Here is a 20,242-nt window from a genome sequence, read left to right on the forward strand (position 1 = left end):
TGGATACATGATACTAAAAGCGGAACACCTAGTTAAAAAATATCGGCAACGTACGGTTGTAAATGATGTCTCATTTCAAGTGGAGCAAGGCGAAATCGTTGGTCTTCTAGGCCCGAACGGTGCCGGAAAAACGACTTCATTTTATATGATCGTGGGCTTGATTAAACCCAACGATGGGCACGTTTACTTGGACGATGTAGATATCACTCAAGATGCCATGTATCAGCGCGCACAGCGCGGAATCGGATATTTGGCACAAGAAGCATCTGTATTCCGCAAAATCACGGTCGAGAACAACATTCTCGCTGTGTTAGAAATCCACTACCCCAACAAACAAGAACGCAAAGAAAAACTCGAGGAATTATTAACTGAATTTAGCCTGCATCGTGTACGCAAAAACCGAGGCGACTTACTTTCCGGTGGGGAGCGTAGACGTACGGAGATTGCGCGAGCATTGGCGGCTAATCCCAGCTTTATTTTACTGGATGAGCCCTTTGCCGGTGTAGACCCGATTGCTGTAGAAGAAATTCAGACGATCGTAGCCAAGCTGAAAACCAAGAACATTGGAATTTTGATCACCGACCACAATGTGCAGGAAACGCTTTCGATCACGGATCGCGCCTATTTATTGACCGAAGGTAAGATCATGCTAACGGGTACGCCCGAGGAAATCGCGGACAACGAATTGGCGCGCAAGTTTTATCTCGGTCGACATTTTGAGTTGAGAAGAAAAAAACTCTAAATTAGTAGCTACCGACATTACACTAAACCTATATGGCCATTCTAAATTCATTATTCACATGGTTTATGAAAAAGCGCATTCATCAGATTGAGCTTTTTATGAAATATCCGCATGATGTGCAAGAAGAATGGTTTCAGAGCCTGATATCTACTGCGGAAGCGACCGAATGGGGCAAACAGCACGACTATAAAAGCATCTTTTCGGTCGAGGACTTTAAGAACCGCGTACCGATACAAACGTACGATTCGATCAAAGGACACGTAGATCGGATGATCAAGGGAGAGCAAAATATCTTATGGCCTTCGGATATCAAGTGGTTTGCAAAATCTTCGGGAACTACGGCCGATCGTAGCAAGTTTATTCCCGTCAGTCGTGAAGCCCTCGACGAATGTCATTATCAAGGTGGCAAAGATATGCTCTCCATCTATTGCCATAATAGACCAGAAAATAAGGTGTTTAATGGCAAATCGGTGGTGATTGGCGGATCTTCGCAATTCAACAATTTTAGCAGTGATTCTTATTCTGGCGATTTATCCTCGATCTTGATTCGTAATCTACCATTCTGGGCAGAATTCAAGCGCACCCCAACACTGGAAGTAACGCTAAACCCGAACTTCGAAGATAAGATCGATCAGATTGCACGCATCACTATCGAAGAAGATGTCACCAGCTTGGCTGGCGTACCTACTTGGAATATTGTGATGGCGCAACGTATTTTAGAAATTACGGGTAAAAGTAATTTATTAGAAGTTTGGCCGAACTTGGAGTTTTATGGCCACGGCGGTGTCAGTTTTAAACCGTATCGCGAAGAATTCAAGCGATTGATTCCTTCCACCGACATGTACTATCTAGAGAATTACAATGCATCAGAAGGCTATTTCGGTATTCAGGATCAATCCGATTCTGAAGATTTGTTGTTGATGTTGGATTACGGAATTTATTACGAATTCCTCCCGATGGAAAACATCGGCGATGCTGACCCGAAAACGTATAATTTAGGTGAAGTAGAATTAGGTAAAAATTATGCTTTAATTATATCTACGAACGCGGGATTGTGGCGCTACATGATTGGTGACACGATCAAATTCACGTCATTATCACCCTATAGATTTCAAATATCAGGGCGCACCACCGCTTATATTAATACGTTTGGCGAAGAATTAATCGTTGATAATGCAGATCAGGCTATTCAAGCGGCTAGTGTGGCGACGGGAGCTACGGTAAAAGATTACACGGCAGGGCCGGTATATTTTGATAGCGGTAAAGCTGGTGCTCACGAATGGGTTATTGAGTTTGTGCAGCAACCTAGCTCCTTTCGGGAATTTTGCGAAGTATTAGACGCGAAATTACGAGAGATAAATTCGGACTATGATGCTAAGCGTCACAAAGATATGGCATTGACTTTTCCTATTGTGCATAATGCACCTGTCAATACTTTCTATCAATGGATGAAATCTAGAGGAAAGTTAGGCGGACAAAATAAAGTTCCTCGCTTAGCGAATGATCGAACTTACTTGGAGCCTATTTTAATGGAATTACGCTTAAATGATCAGTTGGGACGTACCGCTACTTTGTAGAGATAAACAAAATATCCTGCGATAAATTGAATCATATTTACTTTTTGTTCCTGCTTAACATTCTCTTTTTGAAGCACTTGCATCGTATTCATCCTCGTAATTGTTTTGATTCTTTCTATTAAACGGTTAATATCCGAATCTGCTACAAAGGTAGTTTAATTTTATCCCAAATGCAATAAATTTATTTTAATAACGTTGCGCACAGCGAAAAAGAAATCGTCTCCTTTCTAATTTTTTCCCTAAATTGCAGGCATTCAGCACAAATAATTTAGCAATGAGCAATACTAATATTCGTATAGAGCAAACACCACAATCCAGGTTTGCTGACGTCGATTTTGACAATTTGGTTTTCGGCAAGATTTTATCTGATCACATGCTTGTTGCAGAATACAGCAATGGCACTTGGAATGAAGTGAGCATCGTACCTTACGGAAATATTTCGATCAGCCCGTCTATGTCCGCATTGCATTATGGCCAATCCATCTTTGAAGGCATTAAAGCCTATAAACTCGATGATGGCCGGGTGAGTATTTTCAGACCAGATCAAAACTGGGAACGTTTTAACAAATCTGCGGCAAGATTGCAGATGCCAGAGGTGCCGAAAGAAATCTTTTTAGATGGCTTAAAGCAATTGCTGGAAATAGATCAAAACTGGGTACCTAGCAAGGATGGCGCTTCTTTATACATTCGTCCATTTATGTTTGCCACAGAAGCGGCGCTGGGCGTACATCCTTCAGACTCTTATAAATTCATCATCATTACAGGGCCAGTTGGTGCGTATTACAGCAAGCCAATTAGTTTAAAAGTTGAAACACACTACACGCGTGCCGCAGATGGTGGCGTTGGTTTTTCCAAAAACGCTGGAAACTATGCATTAGCCTTGTACCCAACAGAGTTGGCGCACCAGGAAGGTTACGATCAGGTGATGTGGACCGATGCGCGTGACCATAAATACATCGAGGAAGCTGGGACGGCGAATTTACTATTCCGCATCGGTGATACGATTATTACACCACATGGCGACACCATCTTGCATGGTGTAACACGCCGTACCATCATCGAGCTAGCTGACAAATGGGGATTGAAAACGGAACAACGCAAGGTATCTGTGGCTGAACTAATCGAAGGTATTGAATCCGGCGCCGTGACAGAAGCATTTGCTGCTGGTACTGCAGCAACTATTACGCATATCTCTAAGATTGGATACAATGGTAAGGACTACGAATTGCCTGCTGTAGAAACGCGCGAGTTTTCGAATAAAGTATTCCAATACTTGAATGATCTTCGCTACGGCAAGATTGAAGATCCATTTGGCTGGAACTTCATCGTCTAAACTATTTATAATAACAAAAAAAGAACGCTCCTCTTTCAGAAAGAGGAGCGTTTTACGTTTATGGAGGATATTAAAGTTGCATAGCTGCTAAGAGCAAATTCAGCTGTTTTTCCGACAGCCAATTGCCCATGGTCTCGCGCATTTTGGCTTCCATCTCACGTCGCGTCATCGCAGTAGCGCGCTTGCCACCGATGTTGGTTTTAATTACCGGAGAAGAGAAATCTACTTTGGTGGCGTACATGTTAAAATGTTGCTCTGGAACGACTAAACCTAAAATCATCCCCGGTAGACCGTGCATTACATTGGGTCCGGCAGACAAGGGAATTTGATCCGTGTAAAAAGCAACCACGTAGACCGAATCTAAGACGACACCATTGGCACGACGACACGAATAGCCAGCGATTTCACGGTATTCATCCGTGATTTTCCATTTCACATTTAATAGTGAATCTTTGACATAAATATTGGAGCCGGCCAAGTCGAAAGAGGATTGTGCTTCATCTGTCTTAATATTCTGATAGGCGGTATTTTGGTAATCCACCAAGCCCATATTAAGCAGGTTTGTAACAATTGGATTCATGGTTTCTTTAATGGGTTCCCAGTTGGTTTCTTGGCCACTAAAAGACAATTTCTTCTTCAACACAATTGTTTCGCTCACCTTGGGGATCAGTTCTTCGATAAAGCGCTTTTGAAAGTCGCCATCTTTCAAGGAAGTAACGTGGCGTTTGAGTAAGTTTTTGATATGCACCGTCTTGTCAAAGGTAATCACTCCTTCTTGTGGAAAGTAGGCGTACTGAGCGGTAGCCGAATACATGGGCAACAACGCAACAAGCACTAATAGCTGTAATATCTTTTTCATTGTTTGATTTTTCATCGTCATTAAATTCTACTAATTAATCGGCAGACATGCCACCCATCATACTGAAGTCCCAAGATACTTTCACCATAAAGAAACGGGAGATCGTATTGTAATTCTGCTGAGAAATCATACCTGCTTGCTGAAAACGGCTGAAACCAATATTTTGATTAAACACATCGTTTACATACACTTCCGCCGTCAACGTTTCATTCTTCAGGAAGCGCTTTGAAACACCTGGAGTAAAGATAAACCGTGTGAAGCTCTGATCGAATACTTCCGTAGGTGCTTCGTACGTATAGTTTCCCGTTCCATACAACTGTATTTTCCATGGCAAATAAGCTTTAAACCAGAGATTGGAACCCAAGGTAAAACCGGAGCTATTGAATTGTGGCTGTAGAGACGAAGCTAAACGTCTCCACCCTGGATTGACACCGACACGGAAGTCAATGGTTTTTGTGGTATTTCTTTCAATGTTCAAATCAAAACCGTAGTTGTAATTCTGGTTTCTATTCAGGTCACCATTCAAGAAATTGTAGTTGTCATTGAGATTTCCATTGACACCGTAGCGCGCGTCAATTTTGTATTTTTTGATTAGAGTCCTGCCCATACCTGTCCAGATATTTGCATTGTTATTTACCCGTTCGCGCATATTATCAAATATGATCGTACGCACACCGGATTCACTGATATTCACGTTTTGCTGAATTGCATTATATTGCTGAGAAAATCCAACCGAAGCAAACATCCACGTATTTTTCAATAGATCCCAGGAGTTGTAAGACAAATTATAGCTATTGCTCTGAGCCGGAGTCAAATCAGCATTACCTTCTACAATATTTAATGGATCATTATTCTGGCGCAGAGGCTGAATCTGCGTTAACGATGGCAAGATATTGTTTCGGTTGAAATTGAGACTAATCATCTTCGCTTTCGTGATATTATAACGAATGCGCGCAGAAGGATTATAGGTAAGAAAACCACGATCCAGCTCCATACTTTGATGATTATTGCGCTGGAATAAATCATCATTACGCAGATTATTATTAAAGTTAAATTCGATCTTATCCGATTTATAACCGACGGAAAGATCACCGGCATTACGAACAGTATTGAAGTTAAAGTCATTACTAAATTCTTCATCAAACACCGTGTAATCGCCATTAGCATCCGCATTAAATGAGTTGTTGATAGAATGAGTTCTAGAATTATTAAATGTATACCCGATCGATGTCCTCCATTTGTCGGTAATAGGCTCCGTGTACGTAGCAGATGTTTGCAAGTTATTGGAGTTCCGCGCTATGTCTTTGTACTGATCCGTAATATTGGTATTTACCAATGTCCCATCTGCATTAAATTGATTTGTGGTAGCATCTAGAAATGAATCACCGGTGTCATCTGCGACGTTACCCGCCACGCGTAATGATAACGAGCGACCAACTTTGTTAAATTTGCGCGTGAGCAAACCGTCGTAAGTGATATTAGAGGTCTTTGCATCGGTGACTAATCGAGTTGTATTATCGTTAATACGCACGTTTGCTTCGTTGACACTAAACGCTTCGCTATAATCATTGGACTGGCGTTGTCCGCGTGTACCAGATAACTTCACGATCAAGGTGGTTAATGAATCGATATTCCAATCATATCTACCATTGAAGCGATGACGTTGATTCTCGACATAGTTATCACTTAACGTATTTTGATTAAATGTGCCGTTGGGTAAATTCTGTTGACTCAATCCTGTCGTAATTTCATTATTTTCGATACGACCGAACTTGTAGCTGAGGTTGAGCTTATTGTTTCTTTTGCCTAACCGATCCATAAAGCTAACACCAGTGTTAAGGGCTTTCGGACGACCGCGACCATTCCAGTAACTAAATTCGTCGCCACCGCTTCCAAAAAACATCATAGAACCATCATCCGACATCTGCATCTGATCACTTTCCAGTCCGAATTTTTCTTCATCTTGCCAACCAAGACTTACTGTTCCATCATTAGAAGTTAAACCGTAAGCAGCGATTTTACGCGATCCTTTAAATTTATTGACAGCTACTTTACCCATATAAAAGTCATCATTACCGACTGCACCTTCTACTTTTCCAAACATGCCGTTTTTAGCGTCTTCTTTTAGCGTGACATTGATGGTCTGAATACGTTCGCCATCATCCACCCCCGTACGCTCTGCCAAATCAGATTTCTTTTCATAAACCTGTACCTTATCGACCATATCCGAACGAATATTGCGGGTTACTAGTGTGGGATCATCTCCAAAAAATTCTTCACCATCTAGCAATACTTTCTCCACCGTCTTTCCCTGAGCGGTAATCTTTCCTGCCGCATCGACGGTAATACCCGGAAGTACTTTTAACAAATCTTCGACCTTGGCATTTTTCTCGGTGGTAAAACTACCCGCATCGTATTCAATCGTATCACCTTTAATGACCACAGGAATACGACCGGTGATCATGACTTCCTCAATTAAGTTAGCAACGCCAGTAAGTCCTACTTCCCCAATATCCACGTTTCCAGCCCCTTTCTCCAAAAGCTGTGAGAACGAACCATATTTCGGGTAGCTGATCATCAAAAGATAATCTTGCGAATCGGATTTTGTCAAACTAAAGCGCCCACTTTCGTCAACGCGAGTAAAGTCTACTAAAATGGAATCTTTCGCTTGCAACAGCATAACTGTGGCATTTTGAAGGCCGGTTTTATCGGTATCGTCTACCACTTTACCGCCTACTTTGGATTGCGCGTACCCTCCCAAGGCACACAAGAATGTTAGCACAATTACTAAAGGAATAGCAAATTTTTTCATGTATTAAATTAATTTTATCAGTCAGTCGGGTGCAGAATTATCCTTCTTACAGCATGCACATTTTTTCTTTCACAGTAGACTATGAACCCTTCTATTAAACTTTGTCGCGCGAAAGCGAATAATGTTACAATTTTTAACAAAAAATATTTCAGTAGTTTTGTGGAAACACAACAAGTCATGCAAAAAATTAAAGATTATGTATCGGCGAACACCGATCGCTTCTTGGCAGAATTATTTGAGCTATTACGTTTTCCATCTGTAAGTGCAGATCCCAAATTCAAGGAAGATGTCGTAAAAACGGCGGCTTTCGTGGCGCAGAAACTCGAGGAAGCGGGCGCAGACAAAGTAGAAGTTTGTCAAACAGCTGGTTATCCGATTGTATATGGAGAAAAATTAATTGATCCTAACTTACCGACCGTTTTGGTTTATGGCCATTACGATGTGCAACCGGCCGATCCATTGGAATTGTGGGATACACCCCCTTTTGAGCCTACGGTACGCGATGGTAAGATTTACGCGCGTGGCGCTGCCGATGATAAAGGACAGTTTTACATGCACGTAAAAGCATTCGAATACATGATGCGCGAGCAAGAGCTACCTTGTAATATCAAATTTATGATCGAAGGCGAAGAAGAAGTAGGTTCCTCTAACTTAGGTACATTCGTCAAAGAAAACAAAGCGCGTCTAAGCGCTGATGTGATTGTGATATCTGATACAGCCATGATCAGCTTAGAGCAGCCATCTATCGAAACGGGACTGCGTGGACTTTCGTATGTGGAAGTGGAAGTCACTGGACCAAATCGCGATTTGCACTCCGGTGTTTATGGTGGCGCTGTCGCCAATCCAGCGACCATCTTATCCAAAATGATTGCTTCGTTGCACGATGAGAACAATCATATTGCCATTCCGGGCTTCTATGATGATGTGGTAGAATTATCGGATGCAGAACGAAAAGCGCTGAACGAAGCACCTTTTGATGTTGAAGAATATAAGGCTGATCTTGGTGTAAATGAGATCTGGGGCGAAGCAGGCTACTCTTCTATTGAGCGCGCTGGTACACGACCAACCTTGGAAGTGAACGGTATCTGGGGCGGATATATTGGTGAAGGTGCGAAAACGGTATTACCTTCTAAAGCATTTGCCAAAATCTCTATGCGTTTGGTACCTAACCAAAACTCGGCACGCATTACCGAACTTTTCCAATCGCATTTTGAAGGTATTGCTCCAAAATCGGTAAAGGTAAAGGTAACACCGCATCACGGGGGTGAACCAGTGGTAACACCAACGGACAGCATTGCGTACAAAGCAGCAGAAAAAGCTTTACACGAAACATTTGGCAAAATGCCGATCCCAACACGTGGTGGCGGATCAATCCCAATCGTGGCCTTATTTGAAAAAGAATTGGGCATCAAAACCGTGCTATTAGGATTTGGCTTAGATAGCGACAACCTGCATTCTCCAAATGAGAAATACGGTATAGACAATTACCTGAAAGGTATTGAGACCATTCCACTGTTTCACAAATACTTTACGGAATTAAGTAAATAATTTGGCGGGTTCGGAGCAGTCAGCTTACGAACCCTTTTTATTTTACATTTCCATTTATCGGCACGTCACTACAGGTTGAGGCATCAAGCTATATGAAGCTATTTTTACGAAAAGCACATCGGATCTACTATTTGAGCATGGTATTTTTATGCTTTTTACTCTTCTTGCCGATTCTTTTAGTCTTGACACGCCAACCCGATCGTTACTACAACCAGCTGGTTTTCTTTCGGAAATGGATTAGCGTCATAAGTGCGGCCGCGGCCGGCATTCGTTTTCAATTTCATTTTGAAGTGCCCATCGATTGGTCTCGCCCTTATGTGCTATGCCCCAATCACACTTCTATGCTGGACATATCCGTATTGACACATTTATGTCCGCAGCCATTTTCATTTTTAGGAAAAGTAGAATTATTGCGCAATCCAGTAACCGCCCTCTTTTTTCGCAGTATTGATGTGCCAGTAGATCGGAGTAACCGTATGTCGTCTTTTCGAGCTTTTCAGCGAGGAAGTGAAATACTAAAAAAAGAACGCTCACTGGTCGTTTTTCCCGAAGGGAAAATCGATGACGAATACCCACCACGGTTACACCCATTCAAGTCAGGACCTTTTCGATTAGCCAAAGACAATCAAGTGATGGTATTGCCTATCGTGATTCACAATGCATGGCAGTTATTATGGGATGATGGCGGCAAATATGGCTCGAAGCCTGGCACTATTCATATTTCCGTGTTGAAACCTATTGTGGCAGACAATGTGATGACCGAAAATCTGGCCTCTATAGAGGATTTGACCTACAATCGCATGCAAGAAACATTATGTCACAAAAAAAATAATCACCTGTAAAATAGATAGTTACTATTTAATAAGACAGCATTCTGTGATAAGAGTTGCATAAAACAACTATTTTGCTACTTTTGCGAAAAGTAACAAGCTTAAATAGAGAAGACTATGTATTGGACACTTGAATTAGCTTCGCATTTGGAAGATGCGCCGTGGCCTGCTACGAAAGACGAGTTAATTGACTACGGAATTCGTTCAGGAGCACCGGTAGAGGTTATTGAAAACCTACAGGCACTAGAAGACGATGGTGAGCCATACGAAAATATCGAAGAGATATGGCCAGACTATCCAACTAAGGATGATTTCTTCTTCAATGAAGATGAATACTAGACCTTAAAAAGCCGCTTGACAAGAAATCAAGCGGCTTTTGTTTTATCGCGTTCTCGTACCTTCGCGCGAAGAGGACATCATGGACACCCGACTCCATATGCTATCATGTAATTTTTTAATCCTTTACACCAAATCCCTGTCCAACAAAAAACACCGGAATGAAAAAGACTTTACTTGCGCTCCTACTATCGATTATCAGCTTACCGATTTTTGCGCAGATGCGTATTAAGCGCGACAAAACGCCGCAAACTCAAGCCATGCAAATCAATACGGATACCGTCGCTGCACCGACAACGCGATCCAATAGTCTACGCACCGCACAGCAGTTTATCGCAGATTTGGCCAATCCGGATCTCGCTTTGGATATTGTACTAAGTAAGCACGTCCTCGTACAAGATGCTGATGATGAAATGTATGACTATTTACTAGCCAGCTTGGCAGAAATACGACTGAACCTGATGAGCAAGCGCGTTGAAGATATTCGTTACGTAACTTATAATGAGATGCCACGAAAGGAAGTCGCAGACATTGATACCGAAGGAAAAAACACCGCGGATATGGTCTTTTTGTACTCTGGCAAGCGCCAAATGACGGCGTTATTAACACAAAATAATAAGATCGCCTCCTTTACACTAGTATCAAAAGGTGGAAATCGTGCCCATTTTGTGACGTATTGATTGTCAAATTATTTGTTTTATCAAAAAGTATTCGCAATATTTGTTTTACAGAAACATGAGAAATTACAGTACATTTAAAGCATGGTGGTGGCATAACGGATAACGTTGTGGCAACATCCTATGTCTTCAAAATTATACTGATAGAAATAGTGGGCTTGCCTTTTTGGCAAGCCTTTTTTTATGACCTGAATGGCGCTTGATAAGCAGAAATAAACCAGCAAGCGTACTTCAAACAGCGTGATAAAACGCGAAATAAATACAGATGAAAGAAATATTATCCCATCTATTCGAATACAAATCCTTCGACCGCAAGGAGGCTTATGATATATTGACCAATATTGCTACGGGCAAATACGATAGTCACCAAATTGCTGCTTTTATGACTACTTACGGCATGCGAAGTATTCGAGTGGAAGAATTACAGGGATTTCGCGACGCGATGTACGACCTGTGCCTTAAAATAGAATTTCCCGGCTATCGACTTATCGACATGTGTGGTACTGGCGGAGATGGTAAAGACACGTTTAACATTTCTACATTAGCTTCCTTTGTAGTTGCAGGCGCTGGTTACCATGTTGCCAAACATGGGAATGTGGGTGTATCTTCCGGTTGTGGCTCTTCTAACGTGATGGAATTATTGGGTTACAACTTCACTAGCGATCGCGATGCGCTACAAAAGCAGTTGGATGAAGCCAATATTTGCTTCTTACATGCTCCCCTCTTCCATCCGGCCATGAAAACCGTAGCGCCGATTCGTCGCGCATTGGGTGTCAAAACCTTTTTCAATATGCTAGGGCCCTTGACCAATCCAGCAAATCCAGAATTTCAGTCCGTAGGCGTGTTCAGTTTAGAATTGGCTCGTTTGTATGCCTACCTTTATCAAGGTGGCGAAAAGAAATACAGCATTATGCATGCGCTGGACGGCTACGATGAGATATCGCTGACGGGCGATTTTAAAGTGATTGACAATGCAGGCGAGCATTATTTTCAGGTTTCAGATCTTGGCTTCGATCCAGTCCTGGCAGAGCAGATCGGCGGGGGCAGCGATCCAGCCGAATCGGCCGCCGTCTTTCGCAAAATCATTGACGGAGAGGGAACCGATGCGCAGAATCAGGTGGTATTGACAAATGCGGCCTTTGCCATCAAAACACTAGAGCCGGAGAAAACTTTCGGAGACTGCTTTTATGAAGCAGAATCATCCTTATTAGGAAAGAAAGCGCTTAATAGCTTATTGAAGTTGACCAATGGATAAGAAATTAGTGGTAAAGGTTTGTGGAATGAAGGATGTCCAGAACATTGCATCCTTACTTGAATTGCCGGCAGATTATATCGGCCTGATCTTTTATGCAAAATCGCCAAGATTTGCTGGGAATCTGGATCCGCAGATTTTCGATCAACACGACACAGCCAAAGTGGGGGTTTTCGTCGATCAGCCATTAGAAGAAATAGTAGAAAAACAGCAAGCATTTCAGCTGGATGCAATTCAATTGCACGGGCAGGAATCTCCAACGTTTTGCCAAGAGGTAAAAAACAAAGGCTTGACAGTTTGGAAAGCTTTTGGTGTAAATGCGGACTTCGATTTCGGCATACTGGATGCATACAGCGATGTGGTAGACCTATTTCTATTTGACACAAAAACACCTACTCACGGTGGCAGCGGAAACACCTTCGATTGGGATTTATTGGATAAATACACCGGAAAAACTCCTTACTTATTAAGCGGCGGCATCGGCGTACATAACTTGGCGCCCGCATTAAAACGAAAAGATAGTAGAATGGTCGGGCTAGATCTCAACTCTAAACTGGAAATTGCCCCCGGCCTCAAAGACATAGATTTAGTAAAAAAAGCACTTAAAATAATTCATCATGAGCCAATATCAAGTAGATGATCGGGGATATTATGGTCCGTTTGGCGGAGCATACGTACCCGAAATGCTTTACCCAAATGTAGAGGAACTACAAAATGAATATCAAAACATCATCCAAGATCCCAGCTTTCGGGAGGATTTTGTCAAATTGTTAAAAGATTATGTGGGTCGGCCTTCACCATTATATTTGGCGAATCGCTTATCTGAAAAATACGGTGCACGCATCTTTTTGAAAAGAGAAGATCTCAATCATACAGGTGCACATAAAATCAACAATACCATCGGCCAAATTTTGCTGGCCGAGCGTTTGGGCAAAAAAAGAATCATTGCCGAAACAGGCGCTGGCCAACATGGTGTGGCAACGGCGACTGTTTGTGCGCTGAAAGGTTTGGAATGCGTGGTGTACATGGGCGAGATCGACATTGAACGCCAAGCGCCCAACGTTGCTCGCATGAAAATGATGGGCGCCACCGTTGTACCCGCCACATCGGGCAGCAAAACCTTAAAAGACGCGACAAACGAAGCATTGCGCGACTGGATTAATAATCCAGTAGATACACATTATATCATCGGCTCGGTCGTAGGACCACATCCTTACCCTGATATGGTAGCGCGTTTTCAATCGATTATCTCTGAAGAAACGCGTAAGCAATTGGTGGAACAAACAGGCAGCAGCCATGCTGATCACGTTATCGCCTGCGTTGGTGGCGGCTCGAATGCAGCCGGCATGTTTTACCATTTCTTGGATGATGAAGCGGTGAATCTCATTGCTGTAGAAGCGGCAGGACATGGCGTCAATTCGGGAGAATCAGCAGCGACGACCGCTTTAGGACGCGAAGGCGTATTGCACGGCAGTCGCTCAATCTTGATGCAAACCGAAGACGGCCAAGTCATTGAGCCCTATTCCATTTCTGCCGGATTAGATTATCCCGGAATTGGACCGCAGCATGCCTGGTTGTTCAAAAGCGGACGCGGCACATTTGTTAGCGCCACAGACGACGAAGCTATGCAGGCGGGATTGCTACTCACGAAGTTAGAAGGCATTATTCCGGCAATAGAAAGTGCCCATGCTTTGGCGCATCTGGAGAAAATGACCTTCAAAGGCGACGAAACCGTGGTAATTTGTCTGTCTGGCCGTGGCGACAAGGACTTGGATAATTACATGAAATACTTTGGCTTTTAAGAACACATGCGTACACTAGATCATACTCGAAAAATAGTACAAGGCGAACGCCTGCTATCCATTTATTATACGGCGGGCTACCCAACGTTGGAATCCACCTTGAACATCGCAGCGACTTTAGAAAAAAGCGGAGCAGATTTCTTAGAAATCGGCATTCCTTATTCGGATCCCGTGGCCGATGGCCCCGTCATTCAAGAAAGCTCCCAGAAAGCCTTGCGAAATGGCATGTCGCTGAAGGTTCTATTCGAACAGCTAAAGCCACTACGCGAACAAGTACAAATTCCCGTCTTCCTGATGGGCTATTTCAATACGATATTGCAGTACGGCGTCGAAAAATTTTGTGCAGATTGTCAGGCTGTCGGCGTAGATGGGGCGATCATTCCAGATCTTCCATTGTACGAATATGAGGAGATGTATCAGCCAATCTTTGAAAAATACGGAATCAGTAACGTATTCTTAGTCACTCCGCAGACTTCAGATGAACGGATTCGTAAGATCGACGCGCTAAGCACGAGTTTCATCTATTTATTGAGCTCTAATGCGACCACAGGCAAGCAACTACAAGTGGAAGATCGATCGGAAGCCTATTTCGCCCGTATCAAAAACATGGGACTATCTTCCCCGATTGTGATCGGATTTGGCATCTCTAACAGAGAAACGCATCAAAAAGCAACAAATTATGCGAATGGCGCTATCGTCGGAACGGCTTTTGTGAGAGTACTAGGGAAAGAAAATGTAGCGGCAGCTGATATTTCAGAATTCATCGCTTCGTTCAAATAAAAACCTAAGTCCACATGAAAAGATTGTACATCATTCGTCACGGAAAAGCAGAAGATCCCAATTTTTCAAAGCGCGATTTCGACCGTAATTTAGTTGAAAAAGGGAAGCAAGATGCCTTGCGCATAGCGAATGATATCGTGCAAAGCAGCACTTTTGATGACCATACTTTAATAGTTTCCTCTTCCGCAAATCGTGCTATTCAAACGGCTGAACTGATGTGCCCGACATTCAATTTCCCTGTAGATCAGATCAAGCAGGCGGTAGAAATTTACGAAGCACATCATCTGGATATCTTAAAAGTTATTAATGAGGTGCCTGATCATGTATCTACGCTGCTCGTTTTCGGACATAACCCCGGCCTTTCCGCGCTAGTCAATTATCTAACAGATCAATACGCAGAACTGAAAACGGCTAACGCTGCTTATCTGGAATTCCCAGACAATATGACTTTTGCACAGCTTTCCGGACAGACCGCAACGCTGAAACACGTTTTTGAATAATCGCACTCATCCATCACAATCATGGCCAATAAACTAGCAAACGAACGCTCGCCCTATCTTCGTCAACATGCACACAATCCAGTGGATTGGCATCCTTGGTCTGCCGAAGCATTGGAGAAAGCCAAAGCAGAAAACAAGCTCTTGATCGTTAGTATTGGCTATTCGGCGTGCCACTGGTGCCATGTGATGGAGAAGCAGAGTTTTGAGAATGAAGCCATCGCACAGACGATGAACAAATTCTTTGTACCGATCAAGGTAGATCGCGAAGAACGTCCAGATATCGATCAGGTTTATATGATTGCGGTGCAGCTAATGACTAATGCGGGCGGCTGGCCGCTGCACGCCGTTTGCTTGCCAGATGGGCGTCCTATTTATGGCGGAACGTATTTCAAACCGCAAGATTGGCAAAACACCTTGTTGCAGATTGCCAAAATGTGGGAAGAAACCCCCGAAGTAGCCATCGAATATGCAGAGAAACTCACGGCAGGAATACATCAGGCAGAGCAATTGCCCATTAGTGCCATTCCAGAAAAGTACACCGTAGATGACTTGCAAGATATTGTACGACCATGGAAAGCCACCTTTGATTATAAAGATGGTGGATATGATCGCGCGCCAAAATTTCCGTTGCCAAACAATTGGTTATTCTTTTTGCGCTTCGGCGCACTATCCAAAGATCAGGATCTTCTCGATCATGTTCATTTTTCGTTAGAACAGATGGCCAATGGCGGCATTTACGATCATGTCGGTGGCGGATTTGCACGCTATTCGGTAGATGGCCGCTGGCATGTCCCTCACTTTGAAAAAATGCTGTATGACAATGCCCAACTCATCGGATTGTACAGCGAAGCTTACCAACATCGCCCGACCTTATTGTACAAAAGAACGGTAGAAGAAACCATTGCATGGTTAGTTCGGGAGATGAAAGCACCTAATGGCGGTTTTTATAGTGCCTTAGATGCGGATAGCGAAGGTGTTGAAGGAAAATATTATACCTTTAACCACGAGGAATTTGATCTACTCGGGGAAGATGCCAATTTATTCCGCCACTACTATCATGTGACGCAGAAGGGAAACTGGGAAGAGGAAGCCACGAATGTACTTTATGTGAGCCAAGATGAAAAAGCGCTGATTCAAGAAGCAGGATTTACCGACGAGGAATGGCATGAGTACCTACAAGAAATAAAACATAAGCTGTATTCCTATCGGGAAAACCGTGTAAGACCTGCGCTAGACGATAAGCAGATCGTTACTTGGAACGCTCTTTTGATGAAAGGTTTTGTAGATGCTTATCGCGTTTTCGACGAACCAGAATATCTAGAGCAAGCCAGTGATATTGCAAATTTTATTCGCCAGCATGCCCTTACAACCGACGGACAATTACTACATCAACCAGCGGATAAAAACCGAGAAATTGGTGGATTCCTAGATGACTATGCCTTTACCATCGAAGGTTTCATTAGCTTGTACGAAGCGACTTTCGATGAGCAATGGCTGGATTTTGCCCAAAAGATCACTGAGCAGGCGATCCAGCTATTCTATGATCCAGCAGCACAAACATTCTACTACACCAGTGCTACGAGCGAGAAGCTGATTGCACGCAAGAGCGAAATTATGGATAATGTTATCCCCGCCTCAGCTTCTACGATAGTACGTCAGCTTTTTAAACTAGGGCTGCTATACGACAAGCAAGAATGGACGGAGATCGCCGAACAAATATTTGCTAATGTATTTCCTTCGATTAAAAGATACGGGTCTGCATATTCTAATTGGGCCATTCAGCTCACGGAGTTGGTGTACGGCACCAACGAAATTGCCCTTACCGGAAAAGATGCTACAGACTGGCGTAAGGAACTTGATCGGCACTATGTTCCCAACAAATTGACACTCGGAGGAACAAAAAGTACACTTCCGTTGTTGTCTGATAGACAGGGTTTGGAATCAAAAGCCTACCTTTGTCGACATAGTACATGTAGTCTTCCGCAAGACTCCGTAACATCAATACTAGAATTAATAAATCAGTAACGGGGAGTATTTAAACTCCTCCTAAAACAAAACAAATGGCAGTAGAAAACAACAACGTGGTTACGTTGAACTACACACTCCATACCGTGGAAGAAAACGGTGAGAAAACGTTCGTAGAACAAACTTCTTCAGAAAATCCTTTGACATTTTTACATGGCGTAGGCATGATGCTTCCTAAGTTTGAGGAAAACATCACTGGCTTAGACGCTGGTGATAAGACTTCTTTTGAGCTAAACGCAGTAGACGCATATGGTGAGCGTGATGATAAAGCGATCGCACAATTGCCAGCAGATATGTTTGGTGAAATGGGGTTACCTCCTGTAGGTGAAGTATTGCCTTTGCAGGACAACGACGGAAACCAATTCCGTGCTGTCGTGGTAGAGGTTACTCCAGAAGCAGTCGTTGCCGATCTAAATCATCCAATGGCAGGCAAGAAATTGAATTTCGATATCGAGATTTTAAGTGTACGCCCCGCTACTGAAGAAGAGTTGTCTCACGGACATGCTCATGGTGCTGACGGTACAGAAAGTCACTAAATAAAATAAGAAAGCCACCGATCGGTGGCTTTCTTATTTTATAGTTTCGTAGCGCGCAGCATTTCCCTTTTACCCGGCGCTCCCGGCGCTTTCTCGATCGAGAAGCCCAAGGCCTTCATACTTCTTTTCAGATTTCCAGTAATCGCATACGTGACAAATACACCACCAGTCACCAGCAAATTAGCGACATGGTTCAATACTTCGTCGGTCCACATGTCCGGTTGATGAATGGCCGCAAACGCATCAAAGTACACGACATGAAAACGCCTTTGTGGCGCAAAATCCAATATCTTCTGATGAGCAATCGCTAATGTGGCGTGAGCACTCACCTCATGATCTCCTACTAACGCTTTTTCATAACTATTCAAAAAGCTCTCCCACAACTCTGGCTCTATATATGCCTCATAGCCCGTTTGGCTAATCACCTCTTTGCTTAATGGAAAGGCTTCTACTCCGCAGTAGTACAGATTTATTTTTTCGGCAGTGACATAATCAGCGGTCAACAAGAAATTGAGTCCCGTTCCAAAACCGACTTCCAGAATACTCACTTCGGTATCGGACGGATTTCCTGCTAAGTAATGCTGCAAGCCTTGACCTAAAAACACATGTCTACTTTCTTGATGTGCGCCATGTTTGGAGTGATAATGCTCGCCCACCTCGGGTTGAAACAAGGTGCGAGAGCCATCGGCCGTCACCACAAAATGTGTATTATCCATGCGCCAAAAATACGATTATATCCGACATTACCGATGGATGTGCATCTTGTATGAAAAAGCAGTAACTTAGAAGCATGCGTCGCATTCTCAAAAATTATCAATCGATCATATTGCTGCTCATCGGTATCGTGCTGGGCAGTCTGATCGGCGTATTTGCGCCAGATCTGGTGACGTACCTGAAACCATTGGGAGAGATTTTTCTGAATCTACTTTTCGTCGCTGTCATACCCTTACTCTTTTTTGCGATCACCGCATCCATTGGCACCATCCAAGATGGTGGCCATTTGGTGAAGATTGTCGGGACGATGACCGCTGTTTTTGTCTTGACGATCTGCATCGCCGCGATAGCCACTATCGCGGGTCTTTGGCTCGTGCCAGTCACCGCCGTGGCTGATGCTGACGCAACACAATCCTTGTTAGATAGTGGACTGGCAGATGAATCATGGGGGGATCGCATCGTTCGTTTTCTGACTGTGAGCGAATTTAATCAACTATTATCACGTCAAAATATATTAGCATTTGTACTTATTTCGGTGTTGATTGGTATTGCGGTACGCAAAACGGGTAAAGGAGCCGATGCATTTCTGAGTTTCTTGACTTCCGGTAGCGAAGTGATGCAGCAATTATTGGCACTCATTATGAAGGCTGGACCTATTGGTTTGGGGGCGTATTTCGCCTATCAAGTGAAAACATACGGACCTGAACTTTTTGGATTTTATGCCAAGCCCATGGCTTTTTATTACCTATTTAGTCTGCTATACTTCTTCGTGTTTTTTAGTTTGTATGCTTATGTAGCACGCGGATTTTCTGGAATTGGAACGTACTGGCGTAATAATATCACCCCCAGTCTGACGGCAATTAGTACCTGTAGTAGCTTGGCTACGATGCCTGCTAACATTGCCGCGGCAAAACGAATGGGCATACCCGATGTAGTGGCTAATGTGGTCATTCCTTTGGGAAATACGCTTTATAAAAATGGCTCCGCCATTTCGTCTATTTTAAAAATTTATGTGGCTTTCGCTATTTTGGGTTGGAATTTCTTCGAACTAGAAACGCTGGTAATTGCCGTGGGCATTACGCTGTTGGTCAGCATGGTCGCTGGCGGCATTCCCAATGGTGGCTTTATTGGCGAATTGTTGATGATTTCCATCTATAACATTCCCAACGAAGCAGTCCCAGCTGTACTCATCATTGGTGCATTGGTCGATCCTTTGGCCACCATATTGAATGCAACGGGCGATACGGTAGCTGCCATGTTGGTGGCTCGATTTGTCAAAGTCGAAGCCACTTCTAAAGAAATAGTGACAGTGCGCGATACGTGATAATTTAGTTACACCCATTAATAACATCTACATAATTGAGTTTTACTCACTGTCAATCACTTATTTATTTCTTTAGAATATTTCTAAATAATTAGCGAAAATTGTAAAATTCATTCCTTCTCTGCTTAATTCGTAATTTTGCAATTCGAAAAGAGCATAATATGAAAAAGAGTTCCATTTTATTGATGGTCATCATTGCCGTAGCGATTGCTATGATTTTGGTGATCTACACCGATTCTAGCACGTATTCTACGTTTACCGAAGCCAAAGAAAAGCAGACGGAGCTGTATGTGGTTGGTGTGTTGAATAAAGAGAAATCTTTGGATTACGATCCGGTGAAAGATCCTAATCATTTCTCCTTTCATATGTTTGACAATGATAGCACAGAGTGTATGGTAGTGTTCAATGGATCTAAACCACAGGATATTGAACGTTCTGAGCAGATCGTGTTGACGGGCAAGATGGATGGCAATGTATTTCATGCTTCCAAGATCTTGATGAAATGCCCATCGAAATACAATCAAGACCAGATGGAAGTCATTGAGACATCTTCTGCTTTCAATACCACTACCGTAAAATAAACTCCTCTACATCC

19 protein-coding genes are annotated in these 20,242 nt (G+C 43.1%); 16 read left to right on the plus strand and 3 right to left on the minus strand.

All coding sequences use genetic code 11. The annotated features are described in order from the left end of the window. The first annotated feature begins 7 nt into the window (after nt 1–7). From lptB to GKO22_RS01340, 3 genes are all read left to right on the plus strand, one after another. Complete coding sequence (lptB, locus tag GKO22_RS01330; protein WP_116776241.1) at nt 8–742, plus strand: LPS export ABC transporter ATP-binding protein; 735 nt, start codon at nt 8–10, stop codon at nt 740–742. A 32-nt stretch (nt 743–774) separates the two neighbouring features. Beyond that, a complete protein-coding gene (locus GKO22_RS01335) occupies nt 775–2,319 on the plus strand; it encodes a GH3 auxin-responsive promoter family protein (protein WP_166332332.1) in 1,545 nt (514 codons plus the stop codon). Nucleotides 2,320–2,593: 274 nt separating this feature from the next. After that, on the plus strand, nt 2,594–3,652 hold the full coding sequence (locus tag GKO22_RS01340; RefSeq protein ID WP_166332333.1) for a branched-chain amino acid aminotransferase: 1,059 nt from the start codon (nt 2,594–2,596) through the stop codon (nt 3,650–3,652). A 70-nt stretch (nt 3,653–3,722) separates the two neighbouring features. Here GKO22_RS01340 and GKO22_RS01345 read toward each other — a convergent pair whose 3' ends face one another. Together GKO22_RS01345 and GKO22_RS01350 are read right to left on the minus strand one after the other, a co-directional pair. Continuing rightward, nucleotides 3,723–4,511, minus strand: coding sequence for a GLPGLI family protein (locus tag GKO22_RS01345; protein ID WP_166332334.1), 789 nt, complete (start codon nt 4,509–4,511; stop codon nt 3,723–3,725). Nucleotides 4,512–4,545: 34 nt separating this feature from the next. Then, on the minus strand, nt 4,546–7,323 hold the full coding sequence (locus tag GKO22_RS01350; RefSeq protein ID WP_166332335.1) for a TonB-dependent receptor: 2,778 nt from the start codon (nt 7,321–7,323) through the stop codon (nt 4,546–4,548). Nucleotides 7,324–7,500: 177 nt separating this feature from the next. Between GKO22_RS01350 and GKO22_RS01355 the strand changes: the two genes are divergently transcribed. From GKO22_RS01355 to GKO22_RS01405, 11 genes are all read left to right on the plus strand, one after another. Beyond that, a complete protein-coding gene (locus GKO22_RS01355) occupies nt 7,501–8,871 on the plus strand; it encodes a dipeptidase (RefSeq protein WP_166332336.1) in 1,371 nt (456 codons plus the stop codon). Nucleotides 8,872–8,963: 92 nt separating this feature from the next. Then, a complete protein-coding gene (locus GKO22_RS01360; protein WP_166332337.1) occupies nt 8,964–9,713 on the plus strand; it encodes a lysophospholipid acyltransferase family protein in 750 nt (249 codons plus the stop codon). A gap of 105 nt (nt 9,714–9,818) precedes the next feature. Beyond that, complete coding sequence (locus GKO22_RS01365; RefSeq protein WP_017258669.1) at nt 9,819–10,040, plus strand: DUF2795 domain-containing protein; 222 nt, start codon at nt 9,819–9,821, stop codon at nt 10,038–10,040. A gap of 158 nt (nt 10,041–10,198) precedes the next feature. Further along, nucleotides 10,199–10,717 carry a hypothetical protein gene (locus GKO22_RS01370; protein ID WP_166332338.1) on the plus strand — a complete coding sequence of 173 codons (519 nt, stop codon included), beginning with the start codon at nt 10,199–10,201 and terminating at the stop codon, nt 10,715–10,717. Between the two features lie 262 nt (nt 10,718–10,979). Next, entirely contained in the window at nt 10,980–11,969 is a 990-nt protein-coding gene (gene trpD / locus GKO22_RS01375; RefSeq protein WP_166332339.1) for an anthranilate phosphoribosyltransferase, read from the plus strand. Next, entirely contained in the window at nt 11,962–12,606 is a 645-nt protein-coding gene (locus GKO22_RS01380) for a phosphoribosylanthranilate isomerase (RefSeq protein WP_166332340.1), read from the plus strand. Before trpD ends, GKO22_RS01380 begins: the two co-directional genes overlap by 8 nt. After that, a complete protein-coding gene (trpB, locus tag GKO22_RS01385; protein ID WP_166332341.1) occupies nt 12,584–13,768 on the plus strand; it encodes a tryptophan synthase subunit beta in 1,185 nt (394 codons plus the stop codon). Before GKO22_RS01380 ends, trpB begins: the two co-directional genes overlap by 23 nt. A 6-nt stretch (nt 13,769–13,774) precedes the next feature. Beyond that, on the plus strand, nt 13,775–14,548 hold the full coding sequence (gene trpA / locus GKO22_RS01390; RefSeq protein WP_166332342.1) for a tryptophan synthase subunit alpha: 774 nt from the start codon (nt 13,775–13,777) through the stop codon (nt 14,546–14,548). Nucleotides 14,549–14,562: 14 nt separating this feature from the next. After that, nucleotides 14,563–15,048: a SixA phosphatase family protein gene (locus GKO22_RS01395; protein WP_166332343.1), complete on the plus strand. Its 486-nt coding sequence runs from the start codon at nt 14,563–14,565 to the stop codon at nt 15,046–15,048. 21 nt (nt 15,049–15,069) lie between these two features. Further along, complete coding sequence (locus GKO22_RS01400; protein ID WP_166332344.1) at nt 15,070–17,073, plus strand: thioredoxin domain-containing protein; 2,004 nt, start codon at nt 15,070–15,072, stop codon at nt 17,071–17,073. Between the two features lie 35 nt (nt 17,074–17,108). Beyond that, nucleotides 17,109–17,609 (plus strand): FKBP-type peptidyl-prolyl cis-trans isomerase, encoded by a 501-nt coding sequence (locus GKO22_RS01405; RefSeq protein ID WP_166332345.1) that lies wholly within the window; start codon nt 17,109–17,111, stop codon nt 17,607–17,609. 38 nt (nt 17,610–17,647) lie between these two features. Here GKO22_RS01405 and mnmD read toward each other — a convergent pair whose 3' ends face one another. Continuing rightward, nucleotides 17,648–18,325 (minus strand): tRNA (5-methylaminomethyl-2-thiouridine)(34)-methyltransferase MnmD, encoded by a 678-nt coding sequence (mnmD, locus tag GKO22_RS01410; RefSeq protein WP_166332346.1) that lies wholly within the window; start codon nt 18,323–18,325, stop codon nt 17,648–17,650. Nucleotides 18,326–18,399: 74 nt separating this feature from the next. On the opposite strand from mnmD, the gene GKO22_RS01415 reads away from it, so the two are divergent. Next, on the plus strand, nt 18,400–19,647 hold the full coding sequence (locus GKO22_RS01415; RefSeq protein WP_166332347.1) for a dicarboxylate/amino acid:cation symporter: 1,248 nt from the start codon (nt 18,400–18,402) through the stop codon (nt 19,645–19,647). Between the two features lie 161 nt (nt 19,648–19,808). Further along, the gene (locus GKO22_RS01420; RefSeq protein ID WP_166332348.1) at nt 19,809–20,228 is read left to right on the plus strand and encodes a cytochrome c maturation protein CcmE domain-containing protein; all 420 of its coding nucleotides are present in this window, start codon (nt 19,809–19,811) and stop codon (nt 20,226–20,228) included. Nucleotides 20,229–20,242: the final 14 nt, after the last annotated feature.

The sequence above is a fragment of the Sphingobacterium chungjuense genome (assembly GCF_011316935.1).
Taxonomy (GTDB): domain Bacteria; phylum Bacteroidota; class Bacteroidia; order Sphingobacteriales; family Sphingobacteriaceae; genus Sphingobacterium; species Sphingobacterium chungjuense.